This window comes from Holdemania filiformis DSM 12042, from assembly GCF_000157995.1.
Classification (GTDB): Bacteria; Bacillota_I; Bacilli_A; order Erysipelotrichales; family Erysipelotrichaceae; genus Holdemania; species Holdemania filiformis.
The window spans coordinates 140,919-160,361 of the sequence record NZ_GG657557.1 but is presented as its reverse complement, the minus strand read 5'-3'; the positions used below and the strand labels follow the sequence as shown (position 1 = coordinate 160,361).

The window sequence follows — 19,443 nt, the reverse complement described above, 5'->3', positions numbered from 1 at the left end:
TTTTTGCCGGTCAGCTGTGTTTTAATTACAGTCAGATCAAGAAAAAAGATCAGGAAGTTGAGGAATTTTAATGAAGAAATGGAAATGCCTGCTGGCGTTGTTGATCATGGCGTCCGGCTGCACAGCGCAGCCGCAGCCGACGCCAAGCAGCGAGCCGGCGCCGGATACTGCGGGACTGACGCAGACCGCGGATCAGCTGGCGGAGATGTTAGTCAGTCAGCTGGGCGCCGCAAGCGTTCAATATGCGCTGATGGATGGGGATACGATCCTCGTGTCGGGTCAGCGGGGCGTGTTTGCCAAGGGCTCCGATCAGGCGTTAAGCGCGGACGATCAATATGCGATTGGATCGGTCTCCAAGATGTTTACGGCCGCGGCCGTCATGAAGCTGCAGGAAGAAGGCAAGCTGAAACTCGACCAGCCGGTCGCAGAGCTGCTTCCGGAATTCACGATGGCGGATGAGCGTTATTCTGAAATCACCGTGCGGATGCTGCTGAACCACAGCGCGGGACTGCCGGGTTCGACCTTTGACGAGGGTTTTGTGTTCGCACCGGGCACAACCGCTCATGATACGTTCCTGGAAAGGTTGAAAACAATGCGGCTGCAGGCGGATCCGGGTGCATATTCCGTGTATTCCAACGATTGTTATGTGCTGGCGGAGCTGGTTGTGGAAAAGGTCAGCGGTCAGGATTTTACCAGCTATCTCCGCTCGCAGTTTTTGGAGCCGTTAGGCATGACCCGGACGCTGACACCGGTGGAAAACGTTGATTTCAGCGCCATGCCGAAAGTCTATTCCGCAAGTCAGCCGGAGCGGGAGATTCCGGCGGATATCGTGTCGGTGATCGGCACCGGCGGTCTTTTCTCCACGGCGGAGGATTTATGCCGCTGGGGCCAGGCGTTCATGCCGGACTCCCCGGTGCTCAGCGCTGATTCTTTAAGCGCGATGAGTGAGAACGAAGCCGTAAAAGGGATCTGGCCAAGCGAGGAAGCCAACAGTCTGGACTACGGCTTAGGCTGGGACAGCGTTGCGCTCGCGCCGTTTGCCCAGGGCGGCATCCAGGCGCTGACCAAAGGCGGCGATACGATGTATTCGCATGCCAACTTCACAGTCATTCCGGAATATGGCCTGACCTGTGTCGTTCTGAGTTCGGGCGGACTGAGTTCCTATAATCAGATGATGGCCGCGACATTATTGGAACAGGCACTGCTGGAAAAAGGCGCGGTCAGCGAAGCACTGCCGCATTACCAGCTGCCGTCCGTGCCGGAAACAATCCCGGCGATCCCGGATGAAGTCAAGGGCTATGCCGGACTGTATGCGGACTCCACATCGCTGTACCGGATCGACTTTACCGACGAGGGGATGCTGAACTTCACGGTCGAACAGATGCCGGATACCCCAACGCTGCTGACGCATGTCGGAGAGGGCAAATTCCTGCTGCCTTCGCCGATGACCAATCAGCTGTTCAGCTTTGAAGAAAAGGGCGGGCACACCTATCTGAAAGTTGAAGCCGTGACGGAAATTCCGGGACTGGGCTATACGGCCGCCACGGTTTACTACGCGATGAAGGTAGAAGAAAATCCGCTGTCCGACACGGTAAAATCAGCCTGGCAGCAGCGCAGCGCCACATCGTACCTGCTGCTCAGCGAGGACGCCTCGTCGCAGATTTACGAAATGATGCTGCCGATTGCGCCGGCGCCGCTCAGCACGTTTGCGGAGGGCTATGTCAACGCACACCGGATCGTCGATGAAAACCGGGCCGAGGCGATTGTCCAGATTCCGGGCAGCGGCAGCCGCGATCAGTTTGATTACCAGTTTTTCACGAAAGACGGCATCGAATATCTGCAGGGCGGAGGCGATCTGTACGTCAGCGCAGAAGTCGCGGGGATTCTTGAAGATGGCATGACCGTCACGATCGGAGAAGATGGTTATACCGAATGGCTGTCGATTCCGGCAGAGCTGGAAGGCAAGACGCTGACGGTGAGCACGGAAGCTGACGGAGTCTTCGTCTACAATCCCGCGATGCTCTGCCAATACAACCGCGTTACGGACGGCGATCAGCCGGTTACGCTGCCGGCCGGAGGCTATCTGGGACTGGCGGGTGATCCGCAGGCTATCTTTACGATCACAATTTCAGATTAAGTTATCGGGACAGAACTTTGCTCAGACCCCTCTGATCCCGAATAAGTTACAGACTGCCGGAGCTTCATGATTCCGGCAGTTCTTTTCTTTTTCGCCGGCTTTGTCCGTTCAGCTTGAAGGAGGCAGCCAGGCTGGGGTCAGATGAATTCAGCGATTCTTCGGCGGCATGCGGAAATTCTGAATTTTTCTTTTCCGATTCTTTCTTTATTATTTAGCATTTTCACCCCGGATTTCCTCCCTTTTGCCCTGTATACTGAGGACGCATAAAGGAGGAGAAAGGAAATGGACTTTATTTTGACCACGCACGAACTAAGCAAGCGGTACCGTCATTTCCAGGCGTTGGACAAACTGACGATGCATATCCCCAAAGGTTCGATTTACGGCTTGATCGGCCGGAACGGGGCGGGGAAAACAACGCTGATCCGGACGATTGCCGGGCTGCAGCGGCCGGACGAGGGTTTCTACTGCCTCAACGGCGTAAAACACACGGATCCGCGCATGGCGGCTGTCCGGCAAAAGACAGGGGCGATTGTCGAGATGCCGGCGATTTATCTGGACATGAGCGCTTCTGAGAATTTACAGGCGCAGAATCTGCTTTTGGGCAAACCGAAAAACGATCAGGTGGAGCGCCGGTTAAAAAGGCTGGGGCTGGATCAGACGGGAACTAAGAAAGTCCGGAATTTTTCTCTGGGTATGCGTCAGCGGCTGGGGATTGCTTCCGCTCTGGCCAGCGATCCGGAGTTCTTAATTCTCGATGAACCTTTCAACGGTCTGGATCCGCAGGGAACCGCGGATCTGCGGCAGCTGATCGTAAGCCTGAATCAACAGGGGATGACGATTCTGATATCCAGCCATCTTTTAGACGAGCTGTCGCGTCTGGCAACCCATTACGGGTTTATCGATCATGGCACGCTGATTCAGGAGCTGAGCGCCGAAGAACTTCAGAAGCAATGCCGCGGCGGCTGGCGGTTAACGGTCACGGACCCTCAGCTTTGCATTCAGGTCGCCCAACGGCTGCATTACGCCTGCGAGCGGGTGGAGAATGACGTGCTGATCGATGGCGGCGGCAATATTTCCGAGCTGCTGCTGAAGCTGGCGGAAGCGGGATGCCCGGTGCAGGCGCTTCATCAACAGGATGAATCGTTGGAAAGTTATTATCTTGATTTGATCGGAAGGGACAAGCATGCGTAATCTGATGAAGACCGGTTTATTCCGGCTGAAAAAACAAAAAGCGTTCTGGATTTCTCTGTTGTTGATGATGGTTTTCGGACTGGTCCGCACGCTTTCGCTCAACGGCGATCCGGACAGTACGCTGGCTTCCGGATTCTTTATCTATGTCATGATCCTCGGTCTGGTGATGGCGGTTTTCTGCAGCCTGTTCATCGGGACGGAATACAGCGACGGCACGCTCCGCAATAAGATCATTGCCGGATGTTCCCGACCGAGCCTTGTTTTATCTAATTTTCTGCTTTGTTCGCTCGCGGGGATTGCGTTCTGCTTCGGTTATTTGATCACCGCTCTGACGGTGGGACTGCCGCTGTTCGGCGGACTGGGGACGTCCTTGCCGATCCTGCTGGAAACGGCGGGCTGCACCCTGTTAGTCAGCTGCAGTTATGCCGCGTTGTTTACCCTGATAAACTTGCTTAATTCCAACAAGGCGGTCAGCGCGATCACCTGTCTGCTGACGGCATTGCTGCTGCTGGGGCAGGGCTTTGACAGTCTGTCGCGTCTGAATCAGCCGGAACGCCTGCAGATTGTCGAAGGAACGCCGGAAGGGGAGTTTCCGACGGCGGAATGGATTGAGAATCCGGCCTATTTGAATCCCCAGGAACGGAAAGTCGTGAGCTTTCTGGCTGATTTCCTGCCGGGCGGCCAGGCTTTGCAGCTGTCCTGGATGATCGGGGAACCAGCGCACCCCCAACCGGTTCTTGCACTGTATGCTTTGATCCAGATTTTAATTTTCAATGGAATCGCCGTTCTTCTGTTCAGCCGGAAAGATCTGAAATAATTTCCGCTTTCCCTCTTCTGTTTTTCACCGCCGCGATGCGGCCGCAATTTACGTGCGGCTGACAGAATCGTCCGGTGGGAATCGGATCCACTTTCCTCAATCTTCTCAAGCCTCGGGTCAATCCGGCGTTGCCGCCAGGGATTATCCGTGATCGCTGAGAAGATTTTTCATTTTTTCAGGCGGCTGCCGGCGGATCGGAAAAGAACTTTCCGCTTTTTGCATCCTCGACAGGATTAGTGCGCGGAACTCTGGAAAGCATGGTAAAATAATCGCAGAAGCAAACGATCCGGAGGAATCGTTATAAACGGGGAATGTCCCCGGGAAAGGAATCCCAATGAGCTATATTAAGAACATCGAACCGGAAGTTAATTTAAAATTAGCCGATCAAATCGCTGTGCTGCCGGGACAGATCGTCAGTAAAACGCTGGCGCAGAACGATGCCGTCAGCCTGACGCTGTTCGCGTTGGATCAGGGTGAGGAAATCAGCACGCATGCGTCGGAAGGCGACGCAATGGTGTTGGTGCTGGAAGGGATCGGCCGCTTTACGATCGATGGTCATGTGCATTTCTGCAAGGCGGGCGAAACGATCGTGATGCCGGCGGGGAAACCGCACGCCGTCTATGCCGAGGCCCGGTTTAAAATGCTGCTGACGGTGGTTTTTCCCCAGTCCAAACAGTAACCGGCCGTTGAGCCAAGCCTAAGGTCAGCTTTCAGAGAAAACAGTCAGCCGTCAGATTGACGCTGTAAACGAAACACGTTATTTAGAAAGGTCAGGGCGAAAGCATGAATAATTTTATTTACGACATTCCGACAAAAGTTTATTTCGGACAAGGCCAGATCGTTCATCTGCCGGAGTTGATTCAGACGTGCGGTTCACGGGTACTGCTGGTCTACGGCGGGGGCAGCGTGAAGAAAACGGGGTTGTACGATACGATTACCCACCTGTTGAGAGAAAACGGGATTGAATGGCAGGAACTGTCCGGCGTGCAGTCCAATCCGAAAATCGGATCGGTGCGCGAGGGCGTCCGGTTAGTCCGCGAACATCAGCTGGATTGCGTGCTGGCGGTCGGCGGCGGCAGTACGCTGGATTGCTCGAAAGCGATCTGCGCGGGCGTTCCGTATGCCGGAGATCCCTGGGAGCTGGTGCTCGACCGCACGAAAGTGCAGGACTGCCTGCCGCTGATCACAGTGCTGACGATGGCGGCGACAGGCTCGGAAATGGACAACATCGCGGTCATCTCCAATCCGGAAACTAAAGATAAACGAGGTTTCAGCAGCTATGGGATGTATCCGCGCTTCAGCATCCTCGATCCTGTCTATACCTTCACAGTCCCCCGCAGCCAGACCGCGGCGGGAACAGCCGACATCATGTCGCATATTATGGAGTCCTATTTCGATCAGGTCCGCGGCGCTTCCGTGCAGGACGGCCTGTCGGAAGCTCTGTTAAAAACCTGCATTCAGTCGGCGCCGGTCGCGCTGGCTCACCCTGACGACTACGAAGCCCGCGCGAATCTGATGTGGGCGGCCTCGCTGGCGATCAACGGCCTGAATTCGCTGGGGAAAAACCGGGCCTGGACATGTCATCCGCTGGAACATGTCTTAAGCGCCTATTATGACATCACCCACGGCGTTGGTCTGGCAATTCTGACGCCGCGCTGGATGAAGCATGTGCTCAACGAACAGACCGTCGACGTCTTCGCCCGGTTTGCCCTGAATGTCTGGAGCGTGGATCCGCAGCTGGACTGCTGGACGGCGGCTCAGCAGGGCATAGAGAAGCTTTCGGAATTCTTCGCTTCGATGGGTCTGCCGATGACGCTGCGCGAGGTGGGAATCGACGAAAGCCGGCTGGAAGAAATGGCGGAGAAGGCTGCGGAAACAGATTTCAGCCGCGCTTTTGTACCGCTGACCCGGGAAGATATTCTTCAAATTTACCGCGCCTGCCTGTAAGCGGAACGCGTTTTATGGTATAGTTAACAAAGTAAAGTCGAGGGAAAGTCATGAATAAAATCATTCAGTTTGTCCTGATTCTCGCCGTCGGCCTGATTCTGTACTTCCTGTTAAACCGGATGATGCAGAAGCTGATGGTCGAGCTGTCGGAAATCCTGTATAAGGAAGTCAATCCGGAGAAATATCTTCAGGTGCTCAACAGCTGGAAAGGAAAAATGTTCTTTTCCAAGAAAACCCGTTCGCTGATGGCGATCGACGCGCTGTTGATGCAGAATGAAACAGCGAAGATCGAAGAAATCTTCGAACAGCTGGATGCGGCGAAGATGAATCCCGCAAACAGGCTGGGCCTGGCGCAGAAGGAAGTTTCCTATTATATTGACACTAAAAAATTCGATAAGGCGCTCAAGGCGTATGACACGCTGAAGACGATCGCCGCGAAATTCAACAATTCACAGGTTGAAAGCATCCTCAAGGAATGCACATTTCTGGTTGAAATTTACATTCACCACAATACGGAGATTCTGGATGAGGTGCTGGATCTGGCATCCAAGATGACCAATCCGTTCTATCAGGGAATTTTCCTGTACCGCGCGGCCAAGCTGTATTATTATAAAAACGATGAGGAAAACTGCCGCAAGCTGTTGGGCGAAGCGATGGAGAAACTGAAAGGCACGGCCTGGGAAGTGATGATCCGGCAGATGCTGGAGGAAAACCTGGCGCTGGTTGCCGAACGATAAACAAAGCTGCATCAAGAAAAGGGAATTCCGTGCGGATTCCCTTTTGTCTGTTTTGGGTTTTTCTGTTTGGATGACAGCCGGCGTTCAGAGCGTTTTGATCATCGTGACATGCGGGCAATACTCATCCATGTGCGTTTCCCCCGTGGAGATAAATCCCAGCTTCTCATAGAAACCGGCGGCCCGGCACTGGGCGGACAATTCAACTTCCCGCACGCCCTGTTGAGCGAGATGCTTCATCATCGCGTTCATCACCGCTTCTCCCTGACGCTGTCCGCGGTAAGGAAGGCTGACGGCCACCCGGCCGATAATCCAGCGTCCGCTTCCGTCTTCCTTGGCAAACGCCCGGCAGGTGGCGACCGGCTGCGGACCGTCGCTGATCACGCAATGCAGGCAGGTTTCGTCAGTTTCGTCAAATTCATTATGAAATCCCTGTTCCTCGACAAACACCGCCTGACGGATCGCGGCGGCTTGTTCGAAACCAGGTTGTTTTCCAGTGAAAAAATGCAGTTCCATGAAAGTTCCTCCTTGGCTGGCTTAATCCTAGCTTGATTTGAGGGGCTTGTCAACTGCGATTCGCGGCTCTTTCTAAAGCTTGCGGATCATGGTATAATGTTCACCATGAGGTGAGTATTCATGGAAATCGCGATTGTCATTGTCAATCTGATTTTATTATTTTATTTTACCCGGATGGCTATTCATTCCCGGCAGGTACAGGTAGCGGGGAAGCTGGGACCGACGTGGATCATTACCGTGTTCTTTGTCGGAATCGGAATTATCCGGCTGTTTCAGAATCATTCGTTATTCTCAATCATCCAGACCGTGCTGATCGTCTTGCTGGGGGTGCTTTACAGCCAGATGCGCAGCGGCTTCAGCGATCAGGGGATCGTTCTGTTGGGTAATCTCTATACCTGGGATCGGATCACGCAGGCTGACGTTACGGACACGGAGGAAACTCAGGAGATCAAGGTTGAATTCACTGTGAAGAAGGTCAGCCGCTTCGTTTATTTCACAACGGCGCAGCGGGACGCCGTCGAAGCGATGCTGACGCGTTATGAACAGGAACGGGCCGAGCTGGAATTGAAAGCGAAAGCCAAAGGGTAAAAGCACGAAGAAACGTCATAAACATAAAAAAGACTTGAATGAGGTTGCTGCCATAACACAGCGGCCTCATTCAGGTCTTTTGTTTTTCAATCAGTTATGGAGGGCACAGAGCGAAAGCTTCTGCCGCAAAAGATTGTAAATGAGATCGGCAGGGAAGCTCTGTTATTGTCCCGGATAGGTTGCGATTTCCTGCAGCTGCAGCGTATCGTATTCTTCACACACGGCGTCGACGCTTGCACCTTCGCCCAGCTTAACACATAATTCCTTGATTGTATTCCAGGTGTTGAAATGCAGTGAGAAATCCTGGTTTGGAATTTGTTCATCCGTGGTCAGACTGGAAATCAGCGGCGCGGCCTGCGGCAGCGTGGCTGCTTCATTGCCGCGGGCTGAGGAGGTCTTGCGCTGCAGCCGGGCGAATTCATTGAGTGTTTCGACAGTGCCCAACGCTTCCACCGCAGCCAAAGCTTCATCTAAATGCTTTGAATTGGGATTCACGGCCAGCCGCTGGTCAGCGCCGACTACGCAGATGGTGCCTTCTTCCAGTATCGGCATCGCTGTCATGGCCATTTCAAAAGGATAATCATCAGAGAATGCGGATCCCCGGCAAATCGTACTGATTAACGCGCATTGGCCGTCACGGAACCGGTTTCTCTCTTCTTCGCTGTTGGGCTGGGTGCTGAGCGCCTGCTCAATATTCAGATAGCCGCTGTCAATCATCATTTTTAAGAAGGTGAAGCCCGCGCGCATATACGTGCTGATCGGCAGAGTTCCTTCCGTCAGCTGCGCCAGTTTCTGTTCTGGATTCTCACCCCGATACAACGGCGCCAGACCGGCTCCCATCGCTAAAAGGCTGAGTCCGTAATCCATATTTGAACCGTAAGGCACAATCCCGTTTTGCTTCAGCGTTTCACAGACAACGAGAAATTCTGACAGATTTTCCGGAACTTCCAAGCCGAATTGATGAAGCAGGTCGACATTCCAGAGAAAGCCGAATGCCGTATAGGTCAGCGGGAGCGAGAACACCTTGCCGTCATAAGTACTTTGGTTCAGCGCTGCTTCTGAAAGATTGTGGACAAAATCCATGTGGGCCAGATCGTAGATATATCCTTTCCGGTCAAATTCAAGGACGTCCTCGGCCGGGATGATATACAGATCGTCGGCCTCCCCGCTTTCCATTCGTTTCAACAAAAGTTCGCGGTAGGACAAGCCCTCATCGGCGTAAAAATTAGCGCTGTCGCTGTAAAGAATAAATGTTTTTGTCTGCTCGGTGTTGATGATTTCGTTGAAGCATTGCTGAATCAAGCTGGAAATGGTTTCGCCCTGGGCAAATAATGTAATGACAATTTCTTCATTTTTATCATCGAGATAGACTTCCGGCCCGTTCGGTTTCGTGGAACAGCTGGAGATCAGACAGAGCGCGGTCAGCGCCGCGGCGGCTTTGTAAAGCTTAGCTTTGATACTCATGATCCTTGTCCTCATTTCTTGGGTTGGTTGATGGCTGTTCATCCGGCTGATAACGGCGGAGTGTTTCAAACAATAAGGAATACTCAATCGGCTTGGCAATATGTCCGTTCATGCCGGCGGCGATGCATTTCTGCACGTCCTCTTCAAACGCGTCGGCGGTCATCGCGATGATCGGCAGAGCGGCTTTGACCGGATCCGCCAGATTGCGGATGGCTTCGGTGGCCTCATAGCCGTTCATTTCCGGCATGTGAATATCCATTAAAATCAGATCGAAGGCATCTGCCGGCTGTTCCCGGACCAGATCGAGCGCCTGCCGTCCGTTCTGAGCGCAGGTCAGCTTGATTCCGCAGCTGTTTAACAGTTCAATGACGATTTCCCGGTTCAATTCGTTATCCTCAGCCAGAAGAACGCGCATACCGCTGAAGTCTTCAGCGGGAACGCGGTTATTTTGAGCTTCTTCAGCTGTTTCGGAATCCGGACGATTCCGGGTCAGCGCCCGGGACAACTTTTCAATCAGTTCGTTCCGGAAGATCGGTTTTGTCAGAAAACCGTTGATGCCCGCATCCAGTGCTTCCTGCTCGACGTCTTCCCAATTGTAAGCGGAAAGAAGGATGATCGGGATCTCGTCTGAAATCTGGGCGCGAATTCTGCGCGCGGCTTCAATTCCATTGAGATCGTCCATTCTCCAGTCCATGATGATTCCTAAATAATCCCGACCTTCCTGATGGGCAAGCAGGGCGGCGTCAATTCCCTGCTGCCCGGTATTGGCGCAGGTGACCTGGACTTTTTCAACTTCCAGCATGGCGCGGAGGCCTTCGCACGTGTCCAGATCATCGTCAACGACCAGGACCCGGCAGCCAGCCAGCACCGCTTCCTGGAGCTGGGGTGTTTGCGCTGTGGACAGCGGCAGCGTCACGGTGAATTTAGAGCCGACTCCCAGCTGACTTTCCACCTGAAGGGTTCCCGACATCATGTCAACAATATTTTTAGTGATGGCCATGCCCAGGCCGGTGCCGGAAATCTGGCTGATGCGGCTGTCCTGGGCCCGCTCAAACGGGGTAAAGATCCGCGTCAGGAATTCCGGCGTCATGCCGATTCCAGTATCTTCAACGGTGAAAATCACCTTGATTTTATCATCTCCGTCCGGTTCTTCATGGAGGCCGATCGTGATATCCTGCTCCGGCGGCGTGTATTTAACAGCGTTGGACAACAGGTTTAACAGAATTTTCTGAAGGTGCAGGGTATCGCCGAGCACCGTGTCATAGTCCAGCGCGCTGGATCGGATATGCAGCGTCTGGCGTTTCTTCGTCAGGTCCGGCTTGACCAGGATCAGAACGTCCGAAATGAGCTGGGACAGGTTGACGGGCTCTTTTTTCAAGCTGATCTTGCCGCTTTCAATCCGCGACATGTCGAGTACTTCGTTGATCAAATCCAGCAGATGCTGGGAAGCCAGGCTGATTTTATCCAGGCAGTGCGCCACTTTCTCAGGTTCGTTCAGATGCGCCTGCGCGATCGTCGTCATTCCGATAATCCCGTTCATCGGCGTGCGGATATCATGCGACATCGAAGAGAAAAAGACGGTGCGGGCCTGGTTGTTTTCCTGCGACTGCCGCAGTGCGTCGGCCAGATCCTGGCGCATGTGATGCTCCGGCGTCGTTTCGTGCAGAACAGCGAGATATTGATCGGCGTGAACAGGAATGAAATAAATCTCAATCCATCGCTGCAGCTCGTTTGCGGTACCCTGCTGATATTCACAGCGCTGCCGCTGGTTCAGCTGACCGTTTAAAAATGCGCGGCCGGCCGGATCCTGCTCCGGCATCCCGCAGCTCAAAAATAAACGTTCCGGATGACGGACGGCGTCGTCCGGTTCAATGTTGAACAAAACGCGGACGTTTTCGGAAAGCATCTCCACCTTGCGTTTTGACGGCGTATATAACAGAAAGGCAAAATCAACATTCTCGGAAATGATCTGAAACAGCTGCTCGCGGCGTTTTCGTTCCTGTTCGCGGCTGCTCGAGGCCTGCCGGCTTAACAGAAGAACGGTGATCAAGACCAGCGCGATTAATAATCCAGCCAGCGCGAAGGAAATCAGCTGCAGGATTTCAGCGGATTCCTGCTGCAGGATATTCTGCGGCAGGATCGAAATTAAATACCAGGGATGGCTGCAGTCAAGCGGAACAAAGCACAGAAAGCTGTCTTGCTGACGATACTGGATCCGGATTGTTCCGGACCGATTTTCCGCAATCAAATTTTTCAGCGCGGCGGATACAGCCGGATCGTTGCGCTGCTTTTCCAGAAACGCGTACAGGTCGTCGGTGCCGCTGGCGGAACTATCAATAATCCAGGCCCCGTCGTCAGCCTGGACGACATACGCGCTGCCGGCGCCGCCGCTGAATGTGAACAAGGAAGGACTGTGATAGTTGGCCATCGTTTTATCCGCATACAAAGCGCCGGCCTGTTCACCGTCGATCCACACCGGTGTCTGGAAAGTGATCTGCAGGCGGCCGCTGGCTCCGATATAAGCGTCGGAATATCCGGTTTTTCCCTGGCTTAACGCGATCTCGTCAAAGCTTAAATCCCGCGGCGAAAGCCCGGCGCCGGTCGAATCCCAGCCCCGGCCGTCCGCACCGATAAAGTAAAAACGAAAAAAAGCGGTGGCGTCCGTATATTCAGCCAGCGCCCGGACGACATCCGGGGCTTGTCCGGTATCAATCCGGCTGAACAAATTCGCACAGGTTTCCAGCTGCTGCTGATCGCTGGAAAAATTATTAAGCAGACTGTCGGAGATCATCCGCGTTGAATTTAACAGCGTCGTGTTGGCGCTGATGTTCATTTTTTCTTTGATTTGACCCATCGCGGCGACCATCAGGCTGCCGGTTCCCACCAGCAGCAGGATCATCCCCAGGACGAAAGCGACGGATTGTTTCTTATATTTCATACGGTTCACCTTCATTTTCAAAAACGGGTGTTGCGGCCGCGGCCGCTGCCCGGGAATGCGCCAAAGCCAAAGCCGGGCTGAAATCAGAAAAGCCGGAGGGGATGTAAACAGGACGGAGATTCGGGGATTTCCGCGGCCTATGAGATTAGAAAACGTTATATTCTAAAATAAAGTATAACATTGAAATAGTTGAATAAATACTAATATTAGTATTAAATAAGCGGATTTGGTTCAGAATCTGACGCATCTTATAACAAATAAGGAATATCGGCTTTTTTCTTTCACTTTGCCGGGGGAAAGCCGAAGATCCGGCAGCGGGGCGGTGAAAATTCCGGAACAGAGAGGAGAAAATCCGAGTTTTCTTTTCTTACGGCGGATCTGCATGGTTCCGTCCTTTCTTCTGCGGAAATCATGCGGGAAAATAAAAAAACGGAAACCGGAACCGGCTTGGAACCGGTGGGTTTTCCGTATAAGAAGAATCAGCGCAAATGAGTTTTAAGAGGATGAAAGCGAGGAACCAAACGAGCCGCCATGCTCGCCGCCCTTGCCGCGGGTCCGCTTGTAGATTGTCCGTTCGACGACCATACCGCCCGGCCGCAGATATTCCGTGTTGAGAAATTCCAGATAGGTGCCCGGGGTAACGATGCCGCCGATCGGAATCAGATCCAACTCTTTGCAATGAAGCAGCTCATCCGCTAGCAGAACGCAGTTGGTGCTGAAGACGAAATAGGTCTTGAATTTTCCATTGGCAAACTTATACATGTGCGCGTGCGTTGCGTTCCAGACGCGTGACGCGTAATCCTTGGCTTCGCCTTCAGCCGTTTCCCCCTCGGCTAACAGCTGGGCGTCCGGCCGCCAGGTGTAGGCGCGCTCCATCATCGCGTCGATGCGTTTTTGAAGCATGGCTTTCTGACTCTCGTTTAGCGTCAGACCATAGCTGATAATCGTTTTGTCTTCGGATTTCAGCGCGTGTTTTAAAAATGTTTCCCGGTCGGATACGACCAGCACGCCGTCGCCCAGCGTGCCGAACAGACCGCGGTGATGCGGGTCATGGCAGCCGTAGGAATAGATTTTGCCCTGAAAGCTGATGTCGACATGCCCCAGCGATTCCGGCCCCGATTCTTTCAGGTAGATAAACACTTCCAGATCTGTGCTGGCCTGCGGCGCAACCTGCGCGTCCGGATTCAGCTTGTTCGTTTTGATCAGCGCATTGATCGACAGGAAGAAGCGCTGCGGAATGATTGCCGAGATTAAAACCGGGATGGAGATGCGCAGATGTTCGCGGATTTTGACGCTCATGCCCGCGCTTAATAAATCCTTTAACGCTTCCAAAACCGTGACGCCGCCGTAGAAAATCAGATAGGCCCCGGCGATATAGGCGACGATCCACAGCTTGTTGATCGGTTTCAGCATCAACATCGCCGCGAAGACAGCGTCCGCCAGACCTTTTAAGAACAGGACATAGGTGCCTTTCAGACAATCCCGGCGATAGACGTAGAAATTAATAAACTGGATTGCGGCGTTCAGCAGCGCCCACCAGCCGATAACGTAATGAATAAACTTGAAGAACAAGCCCGGATTGAAGAACGTGTAGACCGCCAGGCCGATACATAACAGGCTGGTCAGGATCGTCGACAGATTCAGGCTGGCTTTTTGCTTATTATTCAACGCCCGCAGAATTTGATTGAGTCCGATCCACAGAAAACCGATCATGAATAAAATATAGATCAAGGTCCAGATCTTCGAATACTCTGTGAAAAACAACGCACCCAGGACAATAAAAAAGATCCCGGTTAATAAGGAAGAAGCACTGCTGAATTTATTGGTAAGCATACGATCCCCTCCCTTCCCTGCGCTTGAATTCTTACCTATTATAGAACAAATAAGGAATGAAAGAAAGCAAATCTCCCCGCGATTGACAAAAGCCTGAAAATGCCTATCGAGGAAAAGAAAAGGAAGGGTATAATAAAGACAAAAGAAAGAAGGTTGCGGTATGGCAGTGTTGTATAAAAACGGTGTGATGGTGACGATGAACGGCGATCAGACCGCGGAGGCGTTAATTGAAAAGGATGGACGAATCGCGATGGTGGGTTCGTTAGCACAGGCGCGGGCCTGGCAAGCGGCTCACCCGCAGGAAAAACTGGAAGAACGGGATTTGGCGGGGCATGCGCTGCTTCCGGGATTCATCGATCCTCACAGCCACATCACGGCGCTGGCGCAGACCGTGAATCTCGTGCATTTTGACGACGTATCCTCAATCGGCGAACTGCAGCGGAAAATTAAGGATTTCATCGGCGAGCGGCAGCTGCCGGAAGGAACCTGGGTTCAGGGCTTCGGCTACGATCATAACTTCTTAATTGAAAAACGGCACCCGACACGCGCGGAGCTTGATGCCGTGAGCGCGTCGCATCCGATCTTGATCGCCCATGCTTCCGGACACATGGGCGTTGTGAATTCCGCGGCGCTGAAGCAGCTGGGGATCGACGCATCCACGCCGGATCCGGAAGGCGGCAAGATCGGCCGGGAAGCGGGCAGTCAAAAACCGAACGGATACCTGGAAGAAACGGCGTTCACGCTGCTGTCGCGGGGATTTGCGGCTCCGGATCTAGATCAGCTGCTCGATCAGCTCGATCAGGCGCAGGAAAAATACTTATCCTACGGTATCACCACAGTGCAGGACGGGATTACGAAACGGCCGGACTGGGCGGTGCTGCAGGCGATGGCGGAACGGAAACGGCTCAAGGTCGACGTTGTCAGCTATGTGGATCTCAAGGATAACGAAGCGTTGATCGGCGAGCATCCGGAGTATGCCCAAGGCTATCAGAACCGGCTGCGGATAGGCGGCGTGAAGATTTTTCTGGACGGATCTCCGCAGGGGCGGACGGCCTGGATGAGCGAGCCGTATCTGGGCGCCGATTCGCAGTATTGCGGGTATCCGGTCTATACCGATGATCAGGTCGATGCGTTTATCGATGAAGCGATGGGGCATCACTGGCAGCTGCTGACCCATTGCAACGGCGATGCGGCCGCGGAGCAGCTGATCCGCTGTACGCATCGCCAGCAAGCCCGGCATCCGGAGGCCGCTGCGTTGCGTCCGGTCATGATCCATGCCCAGCTGGTGCGCCGTGATCAGCTGCCGCGGATGAAAGCGCTGAATATGACGGCGTCGTTCTTCACCGCGCATTGCTGGTACTGGGGTGATATTCATCTGCGCAACTTTGGACAGCTGCGCGGCGGAAATATCAGTCCGATGCGCTGGGCGATCGACGAAGGCTTGAATGTGACGATGCATCAGGATACGCCGGTCATCATGCCGAATATGCTGGAAAGCGTAGAATGTGCCTGCCGCCGCGTCACGAAGGGCGGCCAAGCGCTCAATCCTGAATTGCGGATCACGCCGCTGGAAGCATTGCAGGCCGTGACGATCAACGCCGCGTGGCAATACCATGAGGAAGACCGCAAGGGATCGTTAGAGGAAGGCAAGCTGGCGGATCTGGTGATTCTGGAAAAGAATCCGCTGAGCTGTCCGGCTGAGGAAATCGGAACGATCGCGGTGCTGGAAACGATCAAAGAAGGCGTTTCTGTTTATACCCGGAAATAAGAAGCAAAGCTGAAAGTCCTGCGCTGCGGGACTTTTTTGTCTGCTTTCTGACAATTCTCTGACGATTCGAGGAGGACGCTTGTTTTATTATGCGGAAGCCGGTAATCTGGAAACAGAAGGGAAGCGGGGCCGGAATCGCTCTCCGCGATGCCCTTTCATTAGGAATGAAGTCCTGAAGGAGGAACTGACAAAGAATGTGGGAACATGATTTTGAAGCAGCGCGGCTGACGGATCAGGAGTGCGACGTCTGCGCCCGGCTGCGGTTAACAGAGCGCGGGGAGAATCCTAACCTGGTCGCGGAACTGTCGACCGGGTATGTCGTCTTGGGGGACGATCAGTATATTCGCGGCTACACGGTGTTGATATGCAAACATCACGCGACGGAATTGTTCGATCTGGAACCGGACTTCCGGGCGAAGTTTCTTGAAGAAATGGTGCTGACAGCCCAGGCGGTTGCGAATGTCTTTCAGGCCGAGAAAATGCATTATGAGCTGCTGGGAATCGGCCGGGGTGTTCACATGCACTGGCATCTGTTTCCCCGCCATGCCGGCGATACACCGCAGCCCGGCCCGGTCTGGCTGACGCCGAAGTCAATCCTGCATGGTCCTGACGCGCAGGTTTCCGATTCCCAGCGGCAGGCCTGGATCCAGGCGCTGCGTGAAGAAATCAACCGGCTGCAGGCTGAGCGGTAGTCTTTTAATGATGCCGGAAGAAGCCTGGATAAGGAATGATTGCTTAATTGGATACGACGAAAGTCATGAAATTTAAAAGAACCCTAAAAACAGCCGCGGCTGTTTTCAGGGTTCTACTTCGATTCAGGGTTGGTATAGAAGATCCATACTCAGAAACAGGCAGGATAAAACGCTAACTAACGCATTATCCTGCCTGGCCTTTTTATCTTTACTCGAATCCGAGGAAGAACCGTTTTTATTATATTAGGAAAGTGGATCTCAAAAGATAAGGATAATATAAAAACATGAAGAGTTATATTTTCGCTATTCGTTGTTTTTCCTGCCCCGGGAATCGGAGTGAACCTCAGCCAGATGGAACTGATTCTTTCCCTGTTGTTTAGCGCAGTACATTGCCTGGTCCGCCCGGCTGAATAAGCTTGGATAGGTATCCCCGGATTGACTGAGGGCGGCGCCGATGCTCAAGGTTACCTCCGCGTCGATCTGTTCGCGCTGCAGCAGCTTCGGCAGCGTCTTGGTAAGCTGCTTTACTTTCTGATGGATAACCGCCGGATCGCTGGTATGCAGGAATACGATAAATTCATCACCGCCGATTCGTCCGATTAAATCGTTCTGACGGAAACAAGTTTTCAGCAGTGTGCCGACAACGGTCAGCACCTGATCGCCGACGAAATGCCCCAGCTCGTCATTGATCACTTTGAAGTCGTCAATGTCGATCATAAACAGGCAGCCTTCCGCGTTTTCGCTCAGTTCTTCTGTAATCTGTTGTTCTGCGGCCCGCTTATTTAAGACAGAGGTCAGACCGTCATAGCTGGACTTTTCAATCAGTTCACGTTCAATATATTTCTGTTCCTGGATGTCGGTCAGCTTGCCGATGATCATCACCGGATCGCGGTGGAAACGTTCGTAAACCGCTTGAAACTGGCAATTAAACCAGTGATAGCTGCCGCCGCGTGTTTTGATCCGCAGCTGCACGGAACCAAATTCCTGAAACCGGTGAATGTTTTTAAAAGCTTCTTCAATTTTATAAAAATCCTCGGCATGGATAAACGGCGTCATGCGATGATTCTTTTTGACATGGCTGGCGGATAATTCTTTGATCGGCAAGATTTTCTGGGCGTTGCTGGTCAGCTCCAACGTATCTTTGATAACGTCGTATTCAAAAATCAGCGTATCGGAAAACCGGGACAAGAAAGCGTACCGGCGCTGTTCCAGATCAATCTGACGGCGCTGATGAGCAAGGATGAGGTAAAACAGATAAGCCATTCCGGCAGTCATCAAGATCAGAAAGAGGCCGATCTGCATTGTAGTAAGCAGAATCTGCCGGGAATTTTCTGAAGCTTCATTGGCATGGGTAAAATTGACGAGCGTCCAGCCGTTAACGGCTAATGGGGTTAAAGATACATATAAAGCGCCTTCTTTGTGCGTCTGGATTCGGAATGTACCGGAACTGCCTGTCTGCAGGGTGGTGCGGATCTGCTGCAGGGTGGTTTCTGAATTAGAATTTCCTTTTAACAGCGCGTAGAGATTGGAATAATGGCTTTCATTGGGATTCACTGTGTAGAGAACAGACCCGTCAAGCAGCACGATCCAGCTGTTTAGCGGCGCCTGAATCCGCTCGGACTGACTTTTCTGTAACAAGCGGTTGACGTCGACGGAAGCTTGCAGGATCGCCTCCAGCTGAAGATCGCGGATGACCGGCGTCAGTACGCAAAATACGGATTGTTCGGAATTTTGGGTTTCAATGCCGGTGATGATCGTTTTATTCTGCATTAGCTGCTCGCGCTGAGCGGAAGAAAGTTGAATTTCCTCCGGCGACCGCCACTGCACTTCAAAGTGCTCATTCAGTCCGGATAACAAAGACAGCGCCGGGTTCAGCGCGGCGTTTTCCGGTTCCGGCTGCGACTGGGACAGCAGTGCGGCCAGCGTCTGCAGCGTTCCCTGGATATCATCGACGGTCCCTGAAAACTGAACGCCTTCGCTTTCGATATAGGCTGTATAATTTTCCATGACCTGCTGTTCAAATTTAACGTTCAGCCAACTCTGATAACTGTTGAATACGATAAAAATGAGACCCGCGAAGACTAAGGTTCCAAGAATCAGCAGCGAGCTGTTTTTCCTGCTTTTTCTCTGCATGTTGTTCACATCCGTTCTTATGATCGAAATAGATTGGATTTGTGAGGGGAAATGAAGGTTTTCGGCTTAACTATGAAAATTATATTCAACAAGTTGAAAAAATACAACATAAATTATGAAAAACAGGCTTTATTCCGAGCTTTTCAACTGATTCTCAGCTAAAATTATGTTAGAATCTAAGCGCTTTCGCTTGGAATTGGTTTCCGGTCATGGTAAACTAAAAGACGGAGTTGAGAAAGATGATGCAATTAAAAGAATTTATCTTAAGAGGCGGCGAGGTCGCGGTCTTGTTTTTTGAACTGCTTGCGTTGATTATGATTATTTACGCCGGCTGCAAAGGCGCGATTTCGTTATTCAAAAAAGACGACAACGTCGCGCTGGATCTGTTGAAGGGATTCTCGACCGGTCTTTCCTTCTTATTAGGCGCGGAGATTCTGAAAACGATCGCGCTGGAGGAAGTCAGCGAGCTGATGATGGTCGGCGGCGTCATTGCGATGCGAGTCGCCTTGTCGATCCTGATTCATTGGGAAATGAAACAGGAACAGCACGAGCGGGAAATGGAACTGCTTGAAAAGAACCGCGACTAAATTCGGCGGCGTATTTAACCCTCGGGCAAAGGGGACGCAGACGAGCTTTGACCCTGAATTTGTCATGAAGACAAACAAAACGCGACAAAAGCGCAGCG

15 protein-coding genes are annotated in these 19,443 nt (G+C 52.7%); 10 read left to right on the top strand and 5 right to left on the bottom strand.

Features of this window, described 5'->3' with window-relative positions; all coding sequences use genetic code 11:
• Positions 1–70: 70 nt before the first annotated feature.
• From HOLDEFILI_RS09645 to HOLDEFILI_RS09620, 6 genes are all read left to right on the top strand, one after another.
• Positions 71–2,137 carry a serine hydrolase domain-containing protein gene (locus HOLDEFILI_RS09645; RefSeq protein ID WP_006059465.1) on the top strand — a complete coding sequence of 689 codons (2,067 nt, stop codon included), beginning with the start codon at positions 71–73 and terminating at the stop codon, positions 2,135–2,137.
• Between the two features lie 282 nt (positions 2,138–2,419).
• The gene (locus HOLDEFILI_RS09640; protein WP_006059463.1) at positions 2,420–3,328 is read left to right on the top strand and encodes an ATP-binding cassette domain-containing protein; all 909 of its coding nucleotides are present in this window, start codon (positions 2,420–2,422) and stop codon (positions 3,326–3,328) included.
• A complete protein-coding gene (locus HOLDEFILI_RS09635) occupies positions 3,321–4,145 on the top strand; it encodes an ABC transporter permease (RefSeq protein WP_006059462.1) in 825 nt (274 codons plus the stop codon). Before HOLDEFILI_RS09640 ends, HOLDEFILI_RS09635 begins: the two co-directional genes overlap by 8 nt.
• 334 nt (positions 4,146–4,479) lie before the next feature.
• Positions 4,480–4,824 (top strand): cupin domain-containing protein, encoded by a 345-nt coding sequence (locus HOLDEFILI_RS09630; RefSeq protein ID WP_006059460.1) that lies wholly within the window; start codon positions 4,480–4,482, stop codon positions 4,822–4,824.
• Between the two features lie 104 nt (positions 4,825–4,928).
• A complete protein-coding gene (locus HOLDEFILI_RS09625) occupies positions 4,929–6,092 on the top strand; it encodes an iron-containing alcohol dehydrogenase (RefSeq protein WP_006059459.1) in 1,164 nt (387 codons plus the stop codon).
• 50 nt (positions 6,093–6,142) lie between these two features.
• The gene (locus HOLDEFILI_RS09620) at positions 6,143–6,829 is read left to right on the top strand and encodes a hypothetical protein (protein WP_006059458.1); all 687 of its coding nucleotides are present in this window, start codon (positions 6,143–6,145) and stop codon (positions 6,827–6,829) included.
• An 84-nt stretch (positions 6,830–6,913) separates the two neighbouring features.
• Here HOLDEFILI_RS09620 and HOLDEFILI_RS09615 read toward each other — a convergent pair whose 3' ends face one another.
• On the bottom strand, positions 6,914–7,342 hold the full coding sequence (locus HOLDEFILI_RS09615; protein ID WP_006059457.1) for a GNAT family N-acetyltransferase: 429 nt from the start codon (positions 7,340–7,342) through the stop codon (positions 6,914–6,916).
• 120 nt (positions 7,343–7,462) lie between these two features.
• On the opposite strand from HOLDEFILI_RS09615, the gene HOLDEFILI_RS09610 reads away from it, so the two are divergent.
• Positions 7,463–7,930, top strand: a complete 468-nt coding sequence (locus HOLDEFILI_RS09610; RefSeq protein WP_006059456.1) for a hypothetical protein — start codon at positions 7,463–7,465, stop codon at positions 7,928–7,930.
• Positions 7,931–8,092: 162 nt separating this feature from the next.
• On the opposite strand, the gene HOLDEFILI_RS09605 is transcribed toward HOLDEFILI_RS09610, so the two are convergent.
• The 3 genes from HOLDEFILI_RS09605 to HOLDEFILI_RS09595 all read right to left on the bottom strand — a co-directional run bounded on the left by HOLDEFILI_RS09605 (position 8,093) and on the right by HOLDEFILI_RS09595 (position 14,165).
• A complete protein-coding gene (locus HOLDEFILI_RS09605; protein ID WP_006059455.1) occupies positions 8,093–9,394 on the bottom strand; it encodes an ABC transporter substrate-binding protein in 1,302 nt (433 codons plus the stop codon).
• The gene (locus tag HOLDEFILI_RS09600; protein WP_050766958.1) at positions 9,378–12,332 is read right to left on the bottom strand and encodes a response regulator; all 2,955 of its coding nucleotides are present in this window, start codon (positions 12,330–12,332) and stop codon (positions 9,378–9,380) included. Before HOLDEFILI_RS09600 ends, HOLDEFILI_RS09605 begins: the two co-directional genes overlap by 17 nt.
• Before the next feature lie 495 nt (positions 12,333–12,827).
• Entirely contained in the window at positions 12,828–14,165 is a 1,338-nt protein-coding gene (locus HOLDEFILI_RS09595) for an HdeD family acid-resistance protein (protein ID WP_006059452.1), read from the bottom strand.
• A gap of 160 nt (positions 14,166–14,325) precedes the next feature.
• On the opposite strand from HOLDEFILI_RS09595, the gene HOLDEFILI_RS09590 reads away from it, so the two are divergent.
• Both HOLDEFILI_RS09590 and HOLDEFILI_RS09585 read left to right on the top strand, forming a co-directional pair.
• Complete coding sequence (locus HOLDEFILI_RS09590) at positions 14,326–15,933, top strand: amidohydrolase (RefSeq protein ID WP_006059451.1); 1,608 nt, start codon at positions 14,326–14,328, stop codon at positions 15,931–15,933.
• Between the two features lie 194 nt (positions 15,934–16,127).
• Positions 16,128–16,625, top strand: coding sequence for an HIT family protein (locus tag HOLDEFILI_RS09585; RefSeq protein ID WP_006059449.1), 498 nt, complete (start codon positions 16,128–16,130; stop codon positions 16,623–16,625).
• Between the two features lie 303 nt (positions 16,626–16,928).
• On the opposite strand, the gene HOLDEFILI_RS18430 is transcribed toward HOLDEFILI_RS09585, so the two are convergent.
• Positions 16,929–18,758 carry a GGDEF domain-containing protein gene (locus HOLDEFILI_RS18430; protein WP_006059447.1) on the bottom strand — a complete coding sequence of 610 codons (1,830 nt, stop codon included), beginning with the start codon at positions 18,756–18,758 and terminating at the stop codon, positions 16,929–16,931.
• A 239-nt stretch (positions 18,759–18,997) separates the two neighbouring features.
• Between HOLDEFILI_RS18430 and HOLDEFILI_RS09575 the strand changes: the two genes are divergently transcribed.
• The gene (locus HOLDEFILI_RS09575; RefSeq protein ID WP_006059446.1) at positions 18,998–19,345 is read left to right on the top strand and encodes a DUF1622 domain-containing protein; all 348 of its coding nucleotides are present in this window, start codon (positions 18,998–19,000) and stop codon (positions 19,343–19,345) included.
• Positions 19,346–19,443: the final 98 nt, after the last annotated feature.

What these genes read in the sequence shown, in the direction of transcription:
- HOLDEFILI_RS09585 (WP_006059449.1), top strand. Translation starts at nt 16,128, where the DNA reads ATGTGGGAACATGATTTTGAAGCAGCGCGGCTGACGGATCAGGAGTGC.
- HOLDEFILI_RS09615 (WP_006059457.1), bottom strand. Translation starts at nt 7,342, where the DNA reads ATGGAACTGCATTTTTTCACTGGAAAACAACCTGGTTTCGAACAAGCC.
- HOLDEFILI_RS09640 (WP_006059463.1), top strand. Translation starts at nt 2,420, where the DNA reads ATGGACTTTATTTTGACCACGCACGAACTAAGCAAGCGGTACCGTCAT.
- HOLDEFILI_RS09635 (WP_006059462.1), top strand. Translation starts at nt 3,321, where the DNA reads ATGCGTAATCTGATGAAGACCGGTTTATTCCGGCTGAAAAAACAAAAA.
- HOLDEFILI_RS09600 (WP_050766958.1), bottom strand. Translation starts at nt 12,332, where the DNA reads ATGAAATATAAGAAACAATCCGTCGCTTTCGTCCTGGGGATGATCCTG.
- HOLDEFILI_RS09630 (WP_006059460.1), top strand. Translation starts at nt 4,480, where the DNA reads ATGAGCTATATTAAGAACATCGAACCGGAAGTTAATTTAAAATTAGCC.
- HOLDEFILI_RS18430 (WP_006059447.1), bottom strand. Translation starts at nt 18,758, where the DNA reads ATGCAGAGAAAAAGCAGGAAAAACAGCTCGCTGCTGATTCTTGGAACC.
- HOLDEFILI_RS09610 (WP_006059456.1), top strand. Translation starts at nt 7,463, where the DNA reads ATGGAAATCGCGATTGTCATTGTCAATCTGATTTTATTATTTTATTTT.
- HOLDEFILI_RS09625 (WP_006059459.1), top strand. Translation starts at nt 4,929, where the DNA reads ATGAATAATTTTATTTACGACATTCCGACAAAAGTTTATTTCGGACAA.
- HOLDEFILI_RS09595 (WP_006059452.1), bottom strand. Translation starts at nt 14,165, where the DNA reads ATGCTTACCAATAAATTCAGCAGTGCTTCTTCCTTATTAACCGGGATC.
- HOLDEFILI_RS09605 (WP_006059455.1), bottom strand. Translation starts at nt 9,394, where the DNA reads ATGAGTATCAAAGCTAAGCTTTACAAAGCCGCCGCGGCGCTGACCGCG.
- HOLDEFILI_RS09590 (WP_006059451.1), top strand. Translation starts at nt 14,326, where the DNA reads ATGGCAGTGTTGTATAAAAACGGTGTGATGGTGACGATGAACGGCGAT.
- HOLDEFILI_RS09620 (WP_006059458.1), top strand. Translation starts at nt 6,143, where the DNA reads ATGAATAAAATCATTCAGTTTGTCCTGATTCTCGCCGTCGGCCTGATT.
- HOLDEFILI_RS09645 (WP_006059465.1), top strand. Translation starts at nt 71, where the DNA reads ATGAAGAAATGGAAATGCCTGCTGGCGTTGTTGATCATGGCGTCCGGC.
- HOLDEFILI_RS09575 (WP_006059446.1), top strand. Translation starts at nt 18,998, where the DNA reads ATGATGCAATTAAAAGAATTTATCTTAAGAGGCGGCGAGGTCGCGGTC.